The organism is Actinomadura rayongensis, assembly GCF_009831215.1.
GTDB classification, from domain to species: domain Bacteria; phylum Actinomycetota; class Actinomycetes; order Streptosporangiales; family Streptosporangiaceae; genus Spirillospora; species Spirillospora rayongensis.
On record NZ_WUTW01000001.1, the window covers coordinates 1590887 to 1607236 of the forward strand.

The window sequence follows — 16350 nt, forward strand, 5'->3', positions numbered from 1 at the left end:
TTCGCCCTCGGGGATCAAGGTCCGCCCGCGGCCTGCGTCACGAGGGCGACGGTCGCGGCGATCTCCACGAGCGCGCCGAGGACGTCGCCGGTGACGCCGCCGAGCCGCCGCCGGGCGTGCGCGAGGACGGCCAGCGCCGCGCCCACCGCCGCGACGACCGCGAGCGCGGCGTGGACCGGACGGCCCGCGACGAGCCCGGTCGCGACCGCCGCGGCGAGGACGGCGCCGGACACGGCGAGCGCGGCGCGGGTGCGGACCGTCCCGGCGACGAGCGCGCCGAGCCCGCCCGGCCGCGCCGACGGGACGGCCGTCCGGCACGCCCACGGCAGCGCAAGCCGTCCCGCGACGGCCGCGACGAGCGCCGCGACGGCCGGATGCGGGGCCGACGCCAGCGCCGCCGTCTGCGCGCCGAGCGTGAGGACCAGCGTCACGACGCCGAACGGCCCGATGTCGGACCGCTTCATGATCGCCAGCGCCTCGGGGGCCGGCTTGGCGCTGCCGAGTCCGTCGGCGAGGTCGGCGAGACCGTCCAGATGCAGCGCGCGGGTGAGCGCGGCCGACGCGGCGACCGCGAGCACGGCGCCCAGCAGCCGCGACAGTCCCGCCAGTTCGGCGACCAGCAGGACCAGCGCCGCGCCCCCGCCGACGATCAGCCCGACGAGCGGCGCGAACAGCATCGCGGCCCGGGCGGCGTCCCGGTCGACCCGCCCCGCCCGCACCGGGACGACCGTCAGCAACGTCACCGCCAACCGCAACCCACTGCTCACGGCAACTCCAGGACGCGGCCCGCGACGACCAGGGCGACGTCCTCGGACGCGTCGGCCAGCCGCCGGTTCAGGGCGCCGAGCAGGTCGCGGAAGGCCCGTCCGGACGCGGTCGCGGGCACCACCGACAGGCCCACCTCGTCGCTGACCACGATCACCCGCGCGGCCGTGTCCCGCCAGGCCGCGACCAGTTCGTCCACGCGGGGGGCGGCGGCGGGGGCGGGGTCGTCCCAGGCGTCCGCCGCGTCTATCGCGCCGGTCAGCCAGGAGCCGAGGCCGTCCACGAGCACCGCGCCCCGCGCCGACCGCAGGACGGCCGCGACGTCGCCGGTCTCGACGGTCGTCCACCAGGACGGGCGGCGCTCGCGGTGCGCGGCGATCCGCGCGGCCCACTCGGGGTCGTCGGCGCCGGTGCGGCCGGTCGCGACGTAGGTGACGTCCGGCGCGGCGGCGAGGCGCAGCTCCGCCTCCGCCGACTTGCCCGACCGGGCGCCGCCGAGCAGCAGCGTCCGGTGCGGCGCGGGCGCGGGGTCCAGCCAGTGCCGCAGGCGGCGGTCCAGCTCGGCGGGGGAGCGCGTCCGGTGGTCGCGGTGGACGGCCAGGACCCGCGTCGCCGCCGTCACCGCGCCCGTCCGGCGCAGCAGCCCGAGGTGGTCGGGACGGTCCGCCAGATCGAGCAGGACGGCCCCGTAGACCGTCCCCGGCGACGGCTCGGGCACCGCGCCGGGACCGGCGGCGACGAGCAGCACCCCGCCACCGGGGGCGCCCGCCTCGAACCCGCCGGGCACAGCGCGGCGCGGCAGATCGTCCAGCGGCACGCCGTCCACCAGCACGTTCAGCAGCGCGCGCGCCGCGCCGGACGTCCGCAGCGCCGCGCACGACGCGCAGCGGCAGCCCGCCGCCGGCCACCCGCCGGGGGCGGCGTCCCCCAGAACCTCGATTCGCATGGTGATCAGAGACTCTAGGCGGGTGCGCCCGCCCGGCGGACGAACGGTTAGTCTCACCGCGACGGGGTGGCGGATCGAGCGGAGGCGGCGGGATGGCCTGGAGCTGGAAGCTGGAGAAGGCGGACGGGCAGGACGCCGGGGCGGCGGAGGAGACGTTCCCGACCCGGTCCGACGCCGAGTCGTGGCTCGGGGAGAACTGGCGCGACCTGCGGGCGGACGGCGTGGAGCGGGTCGTGCTGCTGGACGACGGCGCGGCCGTCTACACGATGTCCCTGGACGAGGCCTGAGCCCCGGCCGGGCGGCGCGTCCGCCCGGCCGGAGCGGTCCAGATCAGGGCCGGGTCAGGGCCGCTGACGCGGGCTGACCGTCTTGGCGGGGTCGCGGATCACGACGTCGCCGAGGATCTCGTCGATGCGGGCGAGGACGTCGGCGTCCAGCTTCACCCCGGCCGCGCGCACGTTGTCGCGGACCTGCTCGGGACGCGACGCGCCGACGATCGCCGCCGACACGTTCGGGTTCTGGAGCGTCCACGCCACCGCGAGCTGCGCCATCGTCAGCCCGAGGTCGGCCGCGACGGGCTTGAGGTCCTGCACGCGCGTGAGCAGTTCGTCGTCCAGCATCTGGCGGATGAAGGTCGCGCCGCCGTTCTCGTCGGTGGCCCGCGACCCGGCGGGCGGCGGCTGCCCCGGCAGGTACTTGCCGGTCAGGACGCCCTGCGCGATGGGCGACCACACGATCTGCCCGATGCCCTCCCGCTCGCACAGCGGGACGACCTCGTCCTCGATCACCCGCCACAGCATCGAGTACTGCGGCTGGCTGGAGACGATCCGGTCGAAGCCCATCTCGTCGGCGATCTTCAGCGCCCGCTCGATCTCCTCGGCCCGCCACTCCGAGACGCCGACGTACAGCACCTTGCCCTGCCGGACGAGGTCGTCGAAGGCGCGCAGGGTCTCTTCGAGGGGGGTCTCGTGGTCGAACCGGTGCGCCTGGTAGAGGTCCACGTAGTCGGTGCGCAGCCGCCGCAGGGACCCGTGGATCGACTCGAAGATGTGCTTGCGCGACAGCCCCCGGTCGTTCGGGCCGGGGCCGGTCGGCCAGTACACCTTGGTGAAGATCTCCAGGCCCTCGCGCCGCTGCCCGTCGAGCGCCCGGCCGAGGACCTCCTCCGCGCGGGTGCCCGCGTACACGTCGGCCGTGTCGAACGTCGTGATGCCCTCGTCGAGGGCCGCCGCGACGCACGCGCGCGCGGCGTCCTCCTCGACCTGTGAGCCGTGGGTGAGCCAGTTGCCGTAGGCGATCTCGCTGATCTTGAGGCCGCTGCGGCCCAGGTGTCGGAACTCCATGGACCGCACCCTAGAACTCCGGCGCGGGACGTCAGGCGGCGGGACGCTCCCCGAGCTTCACCTGCGGCGGCGGCTGGCGCAGCCGCCGGATCTGCATCGCGCGCAGCGCCGCGTACATGCCGACGCCGCGGGTGCTCTCGTTCGGGAAGCGCTGCGCCGCGAGCCGCTTGACGCCCACGTTCAGCACGAAGCCCTCGACGAAGACCGCGAGCAGCAGCACCGGCGGCGCGAACAGCCCGAACAGCCGCGCCGCCGGGATCGGCAGCAGGCTGAGGACGACGATCGCGAACAGCACGTACATCAGGTACGAGCCGATCGTCCGCCGGGAGTCCACGTAGTCGCGGGCGAGGCGCCGCACCGGGCCCTTGTCGCGCTTGAGGAGGTACTTCTCCTCACCGCGCGCCATGCCCTCGCGCATGCGGGAGCGTTCGGCGGCCTGCCGCTCGCGGACGCGCTTGTACGCCTCCTTGCGGTCGGCGGGCGGCGCGGTGATGGGCTGGAGCCGCTTCTTCTGCGCTTCCGACCGCTTGGGCGTGGGGCGCCCCTTGCCTCCCGGCTTTGCTACCTGAGGAGGATCTTCGGGGGCTTCCTGGGTACGACGTCCGAACACGAGGATCAGCCTACCGGCTGCGAACTCCGTGACCGCCTCGCGCGTTAACGCGTAGGGTGATAGAAGCCCAGCAGTGGCCATTGAGCCCAGTTTGCGACTGGGCAGCACACGAAGGGACCGGCGCCGGCGCGATGAGCGTGATGAAGAGAATGTCGATGATCTTCAAGTCCAAGGCCAACAAGGCCCTGGACCGCATGGAGGATCCGCGCGAGACACTGGACTACTCCTACCAGCGCCAGCTTGAGATGCTCCAGAAGGTCCGCCGGGGCGTCGCCGACGTGGCCACCTCCCGCAAGCGGCTGGAACTGCAGATCAACCAGCTCGAACAGCAGCAGAACAAGCTGACCGAGCAGGGCAAGAAGGCGCTCCAGGTCGGCCGCGAGGACCTCGCCCGCGAGGCGCTGACGCGCCGCGCCGGCCTGGACTCCCAGCTCGGCGACCTGCGGGCCCAGTACCAGCAGCTCCAGGGCGAGGAGGAGAAGCTGACCCTCGCCTCGCAGCGGCTGCAGGCCAAGGTCGACTCCTTCCGCACCCGCAAGGAGACGATCAAGGCCACCTACACGGCGGCCGAGGCGCAGACCAAGATCAACGAGGCGTTCACCGGCATCTCCGAGGAGATGGGCGACGTCGGCCTCGCGATCCAGCGCGCCGAGGAGAAGACCGAGAACATGAAGGCCCGCGCCGGGGCCATCGACGAACTGCTGGAATCCGGCGCCCTGGAGGACTTCTCCGGCCCGCGCGACGACATCCAGGCCGAGCTGGACCGCATGGGCTCGGGCCCCGGCGTCGACCTGGAGCTGGAGCGGTTGAAGGCCGAGCTCGGCCAGGCGCCCGCGCCCAAGCAGCTCAACCCCGGTCAGCAGCAGGCCCCGGGCCAGCAGGCGGCGTCGCCGCAGCAGGTGCAGTGGCCGCAGCAGCCCGGGGGTGGGCAGTGATCGTCCGGATCATGGGCGAGGGGCAGCTCGACGTCGCCGACGGCGACCTCGCGGCGCTCAACGCGCTGGACGACCGCCTCGAGGCCGCCATCGACAGCGGCGACGAGTCGACCTTCCGCACGGCGCTGAAAGAACTGCTGGAGAACGTCCGGACGGTCGGCAAGCCGCTGCCGCCCGACAGCCTGGAGCCGTCGGAGCTGATCCTCCCGCCGGTGGACGCCGCCATCGACGAGGTGCGGCAGATGCTCGGCGACGAGGGACTGATCCCGGACTGAACCGGGGACCCGCCGGCCCCGCGCCGGCGGAACGACGCGGCCCGCGCGGTCGCCGGGACGCCCGTCGTCCCGGCGCGCGGCAGGCCGCGGGCGGCCCCCGTCCCACGCGGACGCGGGGACCGCGAAAGGGGGGATGAGGGATGGCACGGACCCGCTACGCGCCGGACCGCGGGCTCACGTCCCGCATGCTGGTGACGATGTTCCTGCTGGGGCTGGTGTACGTCGCGTTCGTCGGCGCCTTCTTCGTGCTGGTGCCGAAGTGGGGCGTGATCGCGCTGGTCGTCGCCGCCGTGTTCCTGTTCGCGCAGTACTTCCTCAGCGACAAGCTGACGATCTTCGCGATGCACGGCCGCGTGGTGACGCCGGAGGAGGCGCCCGAGCTGCACGGCGTGATCGACCGCATCTGCGCGCTGTCGGACGCGCCCAAGCCCCGCGTGGCCGTCGCCGACACCGACGTGCCGAACGCGTTCGCGACCGGGCGCAACCAGAAGAAGGCCGTCGTCTGCGTGACGACCGGGCTGCTGCGGCGGCTCGACCCGGTGGAGCTGGAGGGCGTCCTCGCGCACGAGATGGCGCACGTCGCGCACCGGGACGTGGCCGTCATGACGATCGCGTCGTTCCTCGGCGTCTGCGCCGGGCTGCTGACCCGGTTCGGCCTGGAGGCCGGGCTGTGGGGCGGCTTCAACCGGCGCGACAACGACCAGAACACCGGGCTGATCCTGCTCGCGGTCGTCGCCGTCAGCGCGGTGGCGTACGCGATCAGCTTCGTCCTGACCCGCGCGCTGTCGCGGTACCGGGAGCTGTCGGCCGACCGGGCGGCGGCGCTGCTGACCGGCCGCCCGTCCGCGCTGGCGAGCGCGCTGACCAAGGTGACCGGCGAGATGGCGCGGATCCCGAGCCGCGACCTGCGCTCGGCCGAGCCGTTCAACGCGTTCTTCTTCGCCCCGGCGTTCAGCAAGGGCGCCAGCGTCGCGACGCTGTTCTCCACGCACCCGTCGCTGGAGAAGCGGCTCGCGCAACTGCAGAAGATCTCGGGCCAGCTCGGCCGAGGGGAGTGACATGGGGTTCCTGGACGCGCTGCTCGGCCGGTCCAAGCCGGCCAAGCCCGACCTGGACCGGCTGTTCGGGCTGTCCACGGCGGCGGTGACGCTGGAGGCCGCGACCGGGTTCACCCCGACCGGGCTCGGCTCGGTGAGCTTCCGGGCGGCCGAGGGCGGCGCGTTCGCCCGGCTCCAGCGCGACGTCCAGGACCTGCTGGACGCCGACCAGGGCCCGCGCGTGGAGATCAGCGAGGACTCCTACGGCTACACCTGGATCCTCGCGACGCACGACCCGTCGGACGTGCCGGGCCTGGTCACCGACCTGCACGCGGTGAACTCCACGCTGGAGACCAACGGGTTCGGGCCGCACCTGCTGTGCTCGCTCGTCGGGTTCCGGGGGCCGGACGGGCGGCGCCTCGGGCTCGTCTACCTCTACAAGCGCGGCACGTTCTACCCGTTCGCGCCGCTGCCCGGCGACCGCCGCGACAACGCGCTGGAACTGCAGGTGCGCGGCGCGGTCGGCGCGGACCTGCCGTTCGAGGACGACCTCGGCCGCTGGTTCCCCGTCTGGGGAGCCCCCGGCCTGTGAGCTTCCGGGACGGGCCGCACTGGCCGCACGAGGCGTACTGCGCCGCGGCCGAGGCCGAGATCGCGGCGTACGCGGCGGCGCTGGCGGACGCGCCGCCCGGCGTGGACGTCCCGTCCTGCCCGGGCTGGACGGCCGCCGAGCTGACCCGCCACCTCGGCGGCGTCCACCGCTGGGCGCGCGGCCTCGTGGCGACCCGGGCGCAGGAGGCCGCCGGACGCCGGGAGATGGGCGTGACCTGGCCGGACGACGACGCCGACCTCGGCCCGTGGTTCGCCGAGGGCGGGCGCGACCTGCTCACCGCGCTGCGCGACGCGGGCCCCGACGAGCCCGTCTGGACGTGGGGCGACGGCGGCACGGCCGGATGGTGGGCGCGCCGGATGCTGCACGAGACGGCCGTCCACCGCTGCGACCTCGACCTCGCGCTCGGCCGGGCGGCGCGCGTCCCCGCCGGGGTCGCGGTCGACGGCGTCGGCGAGCTGCTCGCCAACCTGCGCGCCGCCGCCGCGTTCAGCCCGAACGTCAAGGAGCTGCGCGGCGCCGGGACGCTGACGTTCGCCGCCGCCGACGCCGGGGCCCGCTGGAACGTGCGGTTCACCGCCGACGGCTTCACGGCCGAGCGCGCGGACGGCCCCGCCCCCGCCGACGCGACGGCGTCCGTCACGGGCGCCGCCGCCGACCTCTACCTGTTCGCGTGGGGCCGCCGCGCGCCCGGCGACCCCGCGCTCGCGTTCACCGGGGACGCCGCGCTCGTGGCGCTGTTCGCCGGGAACGCGGCCGTCCAGTAGACCCGCCTTACGGCAGGGCGAGCATCCGGTCCAGGGCCGCGCGGGCGTAGTGCGCGGTCTCCGGGTCGACCTCGATGCGGTTGACGACCTCGCCGCGCGCCAGCGACTCCAGCGACAGGACCAGGTGCGGCAGGTCGATCCGGTTCATCGTGGAGCAGAAGCAGACCGTCTTGTCGAGGAACATGACGTTCTTGTCCGGGTGGGCGTTCGCCAGCCGCCGGACGAGGTTCAGCTCCGTCCCGACCGCCCACGACGAGCCCGCCGGGGCCTCCTCGATCGCCTTGATGATGAACTCGGTCGAGCCGATGAGGTCGGCGGCCGTCACGACCTCGTGCTTGCACTCGGGGTGGACGAGCACGTTCACGCCGGGCACCCGCGCGCGGACGTCGTTCACCGAGTCCAGCGAGAACCGGCCGTGGACCGAGCAGTGCCCGCGCCACAGGATCATGCGGGCGTCGCGCAGCGCCCCGTCCGGCAGGCCCCCGTTCGGCCGGTGCGGGTTGTAGACGACGCAGTCCTCCAGCGCGAAGCCCAGCTCCAGGACGGCGGTGTTGCGGCCGAGGTGCTGGTCGGGCAAGAACAGGACCTTCGAGCCCCGCGCGTACGCCCAGTCCAGGGCGCGCTTGGCGTTGGACGAGGTGCAGACCACGCCGCCGTGCCGTCCGACGAACGCCTTGATGTCGGCCGAGGAGTTCATGTAGGTGACCGGGACGACGTCGTCGGCGATCCCGGCGTCCTCCAGCGCCTCCCAGCACTCCTCGACCTGGTCGAACGTCGCCATGTCGGCCATCGAGCACCCGGCGGCGAGGTCGGGCAGGACGACCTGCTGGTGGTCGGCGGTGAGGATGTCGGCGGACTCGGCCATGAAGTGGACGCCGCAGAACACGACGTAGGGCGCCTCGGGCCGGTCGGCGGCGAGCCGGGCCAGCTTGAACGAGTCGCCGGTCACGTCGGCGAACTGGATGACCTCGTCGCGCTGGTAGTGGTGGCCGAGCACGAACACGCGGTCGCCGAGGGCGGCCTTGGCGGCCCTGGCGCGCTCCACGAGATCGGGGTCGGACGCGGGCGGCAGCTCGCCGGGGCAGTCGACGCCGCGCTCGCTCGCGGGGTCGGCGCCGGTCCCGAGAAGCAGCAGCGGGAGGTCTACAGGGCGAGGGTCCTGCACGGGGGTGGTCACGGGAGTCTCCCTCCTGCGACGTGACTTATCGTCGCTCTGACGACTAATCAAAGCACACGAAACGGGATGTCCCGCCCGGCGGGGTGGTGTGCGCCCGCCCACACCCGGCCCGCGACGGGGACGAACGCGACGTGAAACACTGGTGGACGAAGGGAATGGGCGTACTGCGAGGTACGTTGTTCTTCGAGAAGAGGCGTGGCCACGCGTCCCACGAACAGACAGGGCGCCGCCCGGGCGGGCGGCCCGCAGCGAGACCCGGGAGCTGAACAATGACGGTTTCGAGCGAGACGACGCAGGACACCGCGCAGGGCGTGATCCTCACCGCCGCCGCCGCCGAGAAGGCCAAGGGCCTTCTCGAGCAGGAGGGCCGGGACGACCTGGCGCTGCGCGTCGCGGTCCAGCCCGGCGGCTGCTCCGGCCTGATCTACCAGCTCTTCTTCGACGAGCGCGAGATGGACGGCGACCAGGTCCAGGACTTCGACGGCCTGAACGTCCGCGTCGACCGGATGAGCGCCCCGTACCTGACCGGCGCCACGATCGACTTCGTGGACTCGATCGAGAAGCAGGGCTTCACGATCGACAACCCGAACGCGTCGGGCTCCTGCGCCTGCGGCGACTCCTTCAACTGAGGTCGACCTCAGCCGTCGCGCGAGTGCGTTAACTGAGCGCCCGGGGACGACGCCGGAGGCGAGTCCCCGGGCGGGAAGATCGCGAAGCGATGCAGCACTCGCAAAGGCACGGTTGCGGGGCGAGCCGCTAGGCGAGCCCCGCAGGCCGGGGCTTACGCTGTACGCGTCCGTCACCCCGACCCGCCGACGAGGAGAGCGACGCAGTGCGCATCGCCGTCACCGGCTCCATCGCCACCGACCACCTGATGACCTTCCCGGGCCGGTTCACCGACCAGCTCATGCCCGACCGGCTCGACCGCGTCTCCCTGTCCTTCCTGGCCGACGAACTGGTGATCCGCCGCGGCGGCGTCGCCGCGAACATCTGCTTCACGATGGGCGTGCTCGGGCTGCGGCCCGTCCTCGTCGGGTCGGTCGGCGACGACTTCGCCGACTACCGGTCCTGGCTGGAGCGCCACGGCGTGGACACCGAGTCCGTCCACGTGTCCGAGCTGAAGCACACCGCCCGGTTCCTGTGCACCACCGACGACGACCAGAACCAGATCGCCACGTTCTACGCGGGCGCGATGAGCGAGGCCCGCGACATCGAGATCGGGCCGATCGCCGACCGGACGGGCGGGCTCGTCCTCGTCCTCGTCAGCCCCAACGACCCCGAGGCGATGCTGCGGCACAGCGACGAGTGCCGGACGCGCGGCATCCCGTTCGCCGCCGACCCGTCCCAGCAGCTCGCCCGCGTGGGCGGGGAGGACGTCCGCCGGCTCGTGGACGGCGCCGCCTACCTGTTCACCAACGAGTACGAGAAGGCGCTCTGCGAGGAGAAGACCGGCTGGTCCGACGCGGACGTGCTGGCGCGCGTCGGCGTCCGGATCACCACCCTCGGCGCCAAGGGCGCGCAGATCGACCGGGCCGGTGAGGAGGGCGTCCACGTCCCGGCCGTGGTGGTCGAGAACGTCGTCGACCCGACCGGCGGCGGCGACGCGTTCCGCGCCGGGTTCCTGTCGGCCGTCCACTGGGGCCTCCCGCTGGAGCGCGCCGCGCAGGTCGGCAACGTCGTCGCGGCCTACGTCCTGGAGACGGCCGGCCCGCAGGAGTACACGATCACGCGGGACGGGTTCCTCGACCGCCTGACCGGCGCGTACGGCGCGGACGCCGCCGCCGAGGTCGCCCCGCACCTGCCCGCCTGACGGCCCCGGGCCCCGGGCGGCGTGCCCGCCCGGGGCACCGGGTCAGTACGTGCGGCGGATGTGGAAGCCCCAGCCGCGCGGCAGCGTCTCCTCCCACACGAAGTCCTGCGACTTCATCCGGCACCACGCGGGCACGTCGGTGCGCGCGGCGACGTCGTCGGCGAGCACCGCGATGATCGCGCCCACCGGGACCTCCCGGATGCGCTCGGCCAGCATGATGATCGGGATCGGGCACTTGCGGCCCAGCGCGTCGATGACGAGCGCCGGCGGCGGCCCGGCCGGCGCCTCCGGCACCGGGGCCGGGAGCGGCTCGGCGGCCTCCCGGCGCGTGCGGCCTCGGAACCTCATGGAAGCGTCCGCCTCCCTCTGTCGGCGTGGAACGGGGCGTCGGCGCGGACCGCGCGGCCCCGGCGGCGGACCGCGCTCATGCGCCGCCCACCCCCGCCGACCTGCGCAGGCGGGTCACGGTACCGGGAAGGACGGCCAGGAACCGGTCGACGTCGCCGGCCGTCGTGCCGTGCGGCAGCGACACCCGGACGTTCCCGTGGGTGAGCACTCCCATCGCCTCCAGCACGTGACTCGGTCGCAGCGTATCGGCCGTACACGAACTTCCCGACGAAACCGCGAATCCCAGCCGGTCGAGTTCGGTCAGCAGCGCCTCGCCCGCCACATAGAGGCAGGAGAACGTCACCAGATGCGGCAGGCGCGCGACCGGATCCCCGACGACTTCCACGTCCTCGATCGTACGCGCCACCTCGGTCCTGATGCGCTCCACCAGCGCGGACAGGCGCGGCCCCTCGGTCGCGCGCGCCGCGTCCAGGGCCGTCAGCGCGGCGGCGGCGGCGACGGCGCCCGGCACGTTCTCGAAGCCCGGCACTCGGCGCGCCTCGCGCTCGTCGTCGGGGAGCGGGGAGCGCCACCGCGTCCCCTTGCGGACGGCGAGGACGCCGACGCCCGGCGGCCCGCCCCACTTGTGCGCGCTCGCGGTGAGCAGCGACCACCCGGCCGGGACGTCGACACGCCCGGCCGACTGCGCGGCGTCCACCAGCAGCGGCACGCCCGCCGCGCGGCACGCCGCCGCGACCTCGGCGACCGGCTGGACGGTCCCGACCTCGTGGTTCGCCGACTGCAGGCACGCGAGCGCGGTGTCGGGCCGCAGCGCCGCCGCGAACGCGTCCGCGTCCACCCGGCCGAGCCGGTCCGCCCCGACGACCGTGACCTCGCCGCCGTCGGCCTCGTGCCGCTCGGCGGTGTGCAGGACGCTGGAGTGCTCGACCGCGCTCACGACCAGGTGCCGTCCGACGCGCCGCCGTCCGCCGAGCGCGCCCAGCATCCCGAGATGGACGGCCTGCGTGCCGGACGCGGTGAACGCGATCTCGTCCGGGCGGGTCCCGAGAACGCGGGCGACGTCGGCCCGCGCCCGGTCCAGCGCGAGCCGCGACCCGCGCGCCGCGCCGTACAGCCGCGCGGGGTCGGCCCACGCGCCGTCCAGCGCTCCGAGCAGCGCGGTGCGGGCGGCGGGGAGCAGCGGTTCGCTCGACGCCGCGTCCAGGTAGACGCCCGGCCGGTCGGCGTGCGGGCCGTGTGTAGCCACGCGAGAACACTAACCGGCACCCGATCGGGGCTCGGCGCGACCCTCGCGCTAGTGTGTCCCTCGCACGTGTGACAACTGATCTCTCCGCCCGGACGACCGGGCGTTCATCCGTGGGGAAGGCAATCCGTGAGTCCGACCCGCTCTAGGGAGCGGCGTACGCCTGTGCGCAGTCGCCGCGCTTTGAAGGGCGCCGGCGCGCTGGGCCTGCTGGCGCTGACCGCCACCGGCTGCAGCGGCGAGGCGTCCCGTCTCGGGATGCCCGAGCCGATCAGCGACCAGGCCGAGCGCATGCTGAAGCTGTGGCAGGGCTCCTGGATCGCGGCGTTCAGCGTCGGCGCGGTCGTGTGGGGCCTGATCATCTGGGCGGTGCTGTTCCACCGCAAGCGCTCGGAGGACCTCCCGCCGCAGGTGCGGTACAACCTGCCGATCGAGATCCTCTACACGGCGGTCCCGTTCGTCATCATCGGCGTGCTCTTCTTCTACACCGCGCGCGACGAGAACTACGTCGAGAAGACCACGAAGAACCCGCAGGTCACGGTCGACGTCACCGCCTTCCAGTGGAGCTGGCAGTTCGACTACAAGGAGAAGGTCGGCGGGCAGGAGCAGACGGTCGCGTCCGTGGTGGGCACCCCGGTGAACCCCAACGGTCCCGCGCCGCGCAAGCCCGTCCTGACCATTCCGACGGGTGAGACGGTCCGCGTGCGGCTCCACTCCAACGACGTGATCCACTCGTTCTGGGTCCCGGCGCTCCTGTACAAGAAGGACGTCATGCCGGGCTTCACGAACGAGTTCGAGTTCACGGCGAAGAAGACCGGCACCTACGAGGGCCGCTGCGCCGAACTGTGCGGTGTGGACCACAGCCGGATGCTGTTCCAGCTCCGCGTCGTGACGCCCGCGCAGTACCAGTCGTACATCAACAATGCCAAGGCCCAGGCCAAGGCCGCGGGGGGTGCCCAGTGACAGCGGTCAGTCACGCACCGAGCGCGCCGATCGCCGCGTCGCGGACGACCAAGGGGCGCCTGATCGCCTCCTGGATGTCGTCCACCGACCACAAGGTGATCGGCTATCTCTACCTGATCACGTCGTTCGTGATGTTCCTGATCGGCGGCGTGCTCGCGCTGCTGATGCGCGTCGAGCTGTTCAAGCCGGGGCTGCAGTTCCTCAGCAACGAGCAGTTCAACCAGCTCTTCACGATGCACGGCACGATCATGCTGCTGATGTTCGCGACGCCGCTGTTCGCGGGCTTCGCCAACGTCATCATGCCGCTGCAGATCGGCGCCCCCGACGTGGCGTTCCCGCGCATGAACATGCTGGCGTACTGGCTGTTCCTGTTCGGCAGCATCATCGTCATCGCCGGGTTCCTGACGCCGGGCGGCGCCGCCAGCTTCGGCTGGTTCGCCTACTCGCCGCTGTCGGACTCGGTGCGCTCGCCGGGCATCGGCGGCGACATGTGGGTCATGGGCCTCGCGATGTCGGGCTTCGGCACCATCATGGGCGCCGTCAACTTCATCACGACGATCCTGTGCATGCGCGCCCCCGGCATGACGATGTTCCGGATGCCGATCTTCACCTGGAACATCCTGCTGACCTCGATCCTCGTGCTGCTGGCGTTCCCCGTCCTCGCGGCGGCGCTGCTGGCGCTGGAGGCCGACCGCAAGTTCGGCGCGCACGTGTTCGACGCCTCGCACGGCGGCGCGCTGCTCTGGCAGCACCTCTTCTGGTTCTTCGGCCATCCCGAGGTGTACATCATCGCGTTGCCCTTCTTCGGCATCGTGACCGAGATCCTGCCGGTGTTCAGCCGCAAGCCGCTGTTCGGCTACGTCGGCCTGGTGTTCGCGACGATCAGCATCGCGGGCCTGTCGATCACCGTGTGGGCGCACCACATGTTCGTCACCGGCCAGGTGCTGCTGCCGTTCTTCTCGTTCATGACGTTCCTGATCGCGGTGCCGACGGGCGTGAAGTTCTTCAACTGGATCGGCACGATCTGGCGCGGGCAGCTCACGTTCGAGTCGCCGATGCTGTGGTCGATCGGGTTCCTCGTGACGTTCCTGTTCGGCGGCCTGACCGGCGTCATCCTCGCGTCGCCGCCGATGGACTTCCAGCTCTCGGACTCCTACTTCGTGGTGGCGCACTTCCACTACGTCGTGTTCGGGACGGTCGTGTTCGCGATGTTCGCGGGCTTCTACTTCTGGTGGCCGAAGTTCACCGGGAAGATGCTGAACGACACGCTCGGCAAGGTGCACTTCTGGCTGCTGTTCATCGGCTTCCACGGCACGTTCCTCGTCCAGCACTGGCTGGGCGCCGAGGGCATGCCGCGCCGGTACGCCGACTACGCCAAGGAGTTCCAGGGCCTGAACGAGCTGTCCAGCGTGTTCTCGTTCATCCTGGCGGTCTCCCTGCTGCCGTTCTTCTACAACGTGTACATCACGGCGAAGAAGGGCCGGCGCGTTGAGGTCGACGACCCGTGGGGCTATGGCAACTCGCTCGAATGGGCGACGTCCTGTCCGCCGCCGCGGCACAACTTCAACTCGATCCCGCGGATCCGCTCCGAGCGGCCCGCGTTCGACCTCCACCACCCGCACGTCGGGGCGAAGTCCGTGACGGCCGGGACGAAGGGAGAGTAGTCCGATGCGCGTTCAGGCGTTCATGTTCTACGGGTGCGCGATCTTCTTCCTCGTCACCGACGTCGTCTACTGGCTGTGGTCGGGGGACTGGACGGGCACCACGGCGATGGCGCTCGCGGTCGGCCTCGCCGGGCTGATCGGGTTCTACATCCACTTCACGATCCGGCGGCTGGAGAACTCCAACGGCGGCCCGCTCTACGAGGACGACCCCGAGGGCGAGATCGCGGACGCGGCCGGCGAGCTGGGCTTCTTCAGCCCGCACAGCTGGTGGCCGCTGTTCGTCGGGCTGTCGGCGGCGGCGATCGCGCTCGGCGTCGTGTTCGGCTGGTGGCTGGTGTTCCTCGGCGTCGCGGCGATCCTGATGTCGACCATCGGGTTCGTTTTCGAGTACTACCGGGGACACTTCGCCCACTAGTCGGCAAAGACACTCCCAGGGGGCCGGTGTTTCGCGTTCTTCGCGAGCATCGGCCCCCTTCTTGCTGGGCAAGATCGCTGGCACCAAGGGGTGACAACGGGGGAGTTGACGGTGCGAGTCGGCGTCTCAGCAGGAAAGGGAAAAGGCCGCTGGGCCACCGCGGCGGCGATGGGGGGCGTTCTCGTGGCGGGGACGGCCGGCTGCGCGGGAACGAAGGTCGTCCGGGGCGATCTGCTGGAACTGGCGGTGTCGCCCGCGCAGAACGGCGGCGCGGCGGTTCCGCCGGACCGTCCGATCACCGTGCGGGCCAAGAACGGAACGGTCCAGAACGTGACCGTCACGTCGGCGGGCGAGCAGATGATCGGGGACGCGTCCCCGGACCGGACGAGCTGGCAGTCGCGGTGGACGCTGACGCCGAGCGCGGACTACCAGGTCACGGTGACGGGCCTCGGCCGTGACGGGCGGACCCGCACCATCACGAGCAAGTTCCGGACGGCGAAGGCCGGGCCGTCGCTGGCGTCCTCGCTGGAGGCGCCGAACAACCGGGAGACGGTCGGCGTGGGAATGCCGGTCATCCTCAACTTCGCGAGCCCGGTGACCGACAGGGCGGCCGTGGAACGCGGGCTGGAGATCCAGTCCAGCAAGCCCGCGGAAGGCGCCTGGCACTGGTTCGGGGACCAGACCGTCGTGTTCCGCACGCGCCGGTACTGGCCCGCGCACACCGACGTCACGTTCCGCACGCATCTGGCGGGCGTCCGCGTCGCCAAGAACCTGTGGGGCGGCAAGAACCAGACCGTGCGGTTCCGGGTCGGCGACGAGCACATCAGCAAGGCGAGCGCGAAAAGCCATTACATGGTCGTCATGAAGAACGGCCGGAAGGTGCGCCGCATTCCGGTGAGCATGGGAATGGGCGGGTCGCGGGAGCACACGACGACCAACGGCGTCCACCTGACGATGGAGAAGGCGAACCCGGTCATCATGGACTCGTCCACGACGGGCTGCGGGCCGGGCTGCCCCGGCTACTACCGGCAGACGGTGTATTCGGCCGTGCGCATATCCAACAGCGGCGAATACGTCCACGCGGCGCCGTGGTCGGTGGGGTCCCAGGGCAACAGCAACGTCAGCCACGGCTGCGTCAACGCCAGCGACGAGAATGCGGCCTGGTTCTACAAGTTCTCCTACCGCGGCGACCCGTACACGATCACCGGGACGAGCCGGGAGCTGGAGCCCGACAACGGCTGGGGCTACTGGCAGCTCTCCTGGACGAAGTGGCTGAAGGGCAGCGCGCTCAACAAGTCGTCGCAGACGGGCCCGCGCGCGGGCGCGCCGGCGGCGGAGGCGGGCGCGAACGCCGGGGGCGGCGGCGGGACGCCGGCGGGGTCGGAGGCGGGCGCGGTGTCGCGTCCCCCGGCCTGAGCCGACGCACTGTCCGGGGCCGCCCC

Annotated in this window: 19 protein-coding genes; 12 read left to right on the plus strand and 7 right to left on the minus strand. The window is 72.4% G+C overall.

Going from position 1 to position 16350, the window contains the following annotated elements; genetic code table 11:
* Nucleotides 1-14: 14 nt before the first annotated feature.
* Both GQ466_RS07495 and GQ466_RS07500 read right to left on the minus strand, forming a co-directional pair.
* Entirely contained in the window at nucleotides 15-767 is a 753-nt protein-coding gene (locus GQ466_RS07495) for an adenosylcobinamide-GDP ribazoletransferase (protein WP_337193357.1), read from the minus strand.
* Complete coding sequence (locus GQ466_RS07500; protein ID WP_161101971.1) at nucleotides 764-1711, minus strand: bifunctional adenosylcobinamide kinase/adenosylcobinamide-phosphate guanylyltransferase; 948 nt, start codon at nucleotides 1709-1711, stop codon at nucleotides 764-766. Before GQ466_RS07500 ends, GQ466_RS07495 begins: the two co-directional genes overlap by 4 nt.
* 92 nt (nucleotides 1712-1803) lie before the next feature.
* On the opposite strand from GQ466_RS07500, the gene GQ466_RS07505 reads away from it, so the two are divergent.
* Entirely contained in the window at nucleotides 1804-1998 is a 195-nt protein-coding gene (locus GQ466_RS07505; RefSeq protein WP_161101972.1) for a hypothetical protein, read from the plus strand.
* A gap of 54 nt (nucleotides 1999-2052) precedes the next feature.
* Here the strand turns inward: GQ466_RS07505 and GQ466_RS07510 are convergent, their stop codons facing one another.
* Together GQ466_RS07510 and GQ466_RS07515 are read right to left on the minus strand one after the other, a co-directional pair.
* Nucleotides 2053-3054 carry an aldo/keto reductase family protein gene (locus GQ466_RS07510; protein WP_161101973.1) on the minus strand — a complete coding sequence of 334 codons (1002 nt, stop codon included), beginning with the start codon at nucleotides 3052-3054 and terminating at the stop codon, nucleotides 2053-2055.
* Between the two features lie 31 nt (nucleotides 3055-3085).
* Nucleotides 3086-3664 carry a DUF3043 domain-containing protein gene (locus GQ466_RS07515; RefSeq protein ID WP_337193358.1) on the minus strand — a complete coding sequence of 193 codons (579 nt, stop codon included), beginning with the start codon at nucleotides 3662-3664 and terminating at the stop codon, nucleotides 3086-3088.
* 131 nt (nucleotides 3665-3795) lie between these two features.
* Between GQ466_RS07515 and GQ466_RS07520 the strand changes: the two genes are divergently transcribed.
* The 5 genes from GQ466_RS07520 to GQ466_RS07540 all read left to right on the plus strand — a co-directional run bounded on the left by GQ466_RS07520 (nucleotide 3796) and on the right by GQ466_RS07540 (nucleotide 7288).
* On the plus strand, nucleotides 3796-4599 hold the full coding sequence (locus tag GQ466_RS07520; RefSeq protein WP_202419998.1) for a PspA/IM30 family protein: 804 nt from the start codon (nucleotides 3796-3798) through the stop codon (nucleotides 4597-4599).
* The gene (gene pspAA, locus GQ466_RS07525) at nucleotides 4596-4874 is read left to right on the plus strand and encodes a PspA-associated protein PspAA (RefSeq protein WP_161101974.1); all 279 of its coding nucleotides are present in this window, start codon (nucleotides 4596-4598) and stop codon (nucleotides 4872-4874) included. Before GQ466_RS07520 ends, pspAA begins: the two co-directional genes overlap by 4 nt.
* Before the next feature lie 140 nt (nucleotides 4875-5014).
* Nucleotides 5015-5932 carry a zinc metalloprotease HtpX gene (gene htpX / locus GQ466_RS07530; protein ID WP_161101975.1) on the plus strand — a complete coding sequence of 306 codons (918 nt, stop codon included), beginning with the start codon at nucleotides 5015-5017 and terminating at the stop codon, nucleotides 5930-5932.
* Between the two features lies 1 nt (nucleotide 5933).
* On the plus strand, nucleotides 5934-6503 hold the full coding sequence (pspAB, locus tag GQ466_RS07535) for a PspA-associated protein PspAB (protein WP_161101976.1): 570 nt from the start codon (nucleotides 5934-5936) through the stop codon (nucleotides 6501-6503).
* A complete protein-coding gene (locus GQ466_RS07540; protein ID WP_161101977.1) occupies nucleotides 6500-7288 on the plus strand; it encodes a maleylpyruvate isomerase family mycothiol-dependent enzyme in 789 nt (262 codons plus the stop codon). The genes pspAB and GQ466_RS07540 overlap by 4 nt, the downstream gene beginning before the upstream one ends.
* A 7-nt stretch (nucleotides 7289-7295) precedes the next feature.
* Here GQ466_RS07540 and nadA read toward each other — a convergent pair whose 3' ends face one another.
* Nucleotides 7296-8465 carry a quinolinate synthase NadA gene (nadA, locus tag GQ466_RS07545; RefSeq protein WP_161101978.1) on the minus strand — a complete coding sequence of 390 codons (1170 nt, stop codon included), beginning with the start codon at nucleotides 8463-8465 and terminating at the stop codon, nucleotides 7296-7298.
* A gap of 269 nt (nucleotides 8466-8734) precedes the next feature.
* Between nadA and GQ466_RS07550 the strand changes: the two genes are divergently transcribed.
* Together GQ466_RS07550 and GQ466_RS07555 are read left to right on the plus strand one after the other, a co-directional pair.
* Nucleotides 8735-9094, plus strand: coding sequence for a HesB/IscA family protein (locus tag GQ466_RS07550; protein ID WP_103563318.1), 360 nt, complete (start codon nucleotides 8735-8737; stop codon nucleotides 9092-9094).
* Between the two features lie 203 nt (nucleotides 9095-9297).
* Nucleotides 9298-10275: a PfkB family carbohydrate kinase gene (locus GQ466_RS07555; protein WP_161101979.1), complete on the plus strand. Its 978-nt coding sequence runs from the start codon at nucleotides 9298-9300 to the stop codon at nucleotides 10273-10275.
* Between the two features lie 42 nt (nucleotides 10276-10317).
* On the opposite strand, the gene GQ466_RS07560 is transcribed toward GQ466_RS07555, so the two are convergent.
* Both GQ466_RS07560 and GQ466_RS07565 read right to left on the minus strand, forming a co-directional pair.
* Nucleotides 10318-10623, minus strand: a complete 306-nt coding sequence (locus tag GQ466_RS07560) for a sulfurtransferase TusA family protein (protein ID WP_103563316.1) — start codon at nucleotides 10621-10623, stop codon at nucleotides 10318-10320.
* A 76-nt stretch (nucleotides 10624-10699) separates the two neighbouring features.
* Nucleotides 10700-11869, minus strand: coding sequence for an aminotransferase class V-fold PLP-dependent enzyme (locus tag GQ466_RS07565; protein WP_161101980.1), 1170 nt, complete (start codon nucleotides 11867-11869; stop codon nucleotides 10700-10702).
* A gap of 162 nt (nucleotides 11870-12031) precedes the next feature.
* Between GQ466_RS07565 and ctaC the strand changes: the two genes are divergently transcribed.
* The 4 genes from ctaC to GQ466_RS07585 all read left to right on the plus strand — a co-directional run bounded on the left by ctaC (nucleotide 12032) and on the right by GQ466_RS07585 (nucleotide 16324).
* Nucleotides 12032-12829 carry an aa3-type cytochrome oxidase subunit II gene (gene ctaC, locus GQ466_RS07570; RefSeq protein ID WP_337193359.1) on the plus strand — a complete coding sequence of 266 codons (798 nt, stop codon included), beginning with the start codon at nucleotides 12032-12034 and terminating at the stop codon, nucleotides 12827-12829.
* Complete coding sequence (ctaD, locus tag GQ466_RS07575) at nucleotides 12826-14493, plus strand: aa3-type cytochrome oxidase subunit I (protein ID WP_161101981.1); 1668 nt, start codon at nucleotides 12826-12828, stop codon at nucleotides 14491-14493. The genes ctaC and ctaD overlap by 4 nt, the downstream gene beginning before the upstream one ends.
* A 4-nt stretch (nucleotides 14494-14497) precedes the next feature.
* The gene (locus GQ466_RS07580) at nucleotides 14498-14908 is read left to right on the plus strand and encodes a cytochrome c oxidase subunit 4 (RefSeq protein WP_161101982.1); all 411 of its coding nucleotides are present in this window, start codon (nucleotides 14498-14500) and stop codon (nucleotides 14906-14908) included.
* A gap of 168 nt (nucleotides 14909-15076) precedes the next feature.
* On the plus strand, nucleotides 15077-16324 hold the full coding sequence (locus tag GQ466_RS07585) for a L,D-transpeptidase (protein WP_161101983.1): 1248 nt from the start codon (nucleotides 15077-15079) through the stop codon (nucleotides 16322-16324).
* Nucleotides 16325-16350 lie beyond the last annotated feature (26 nt).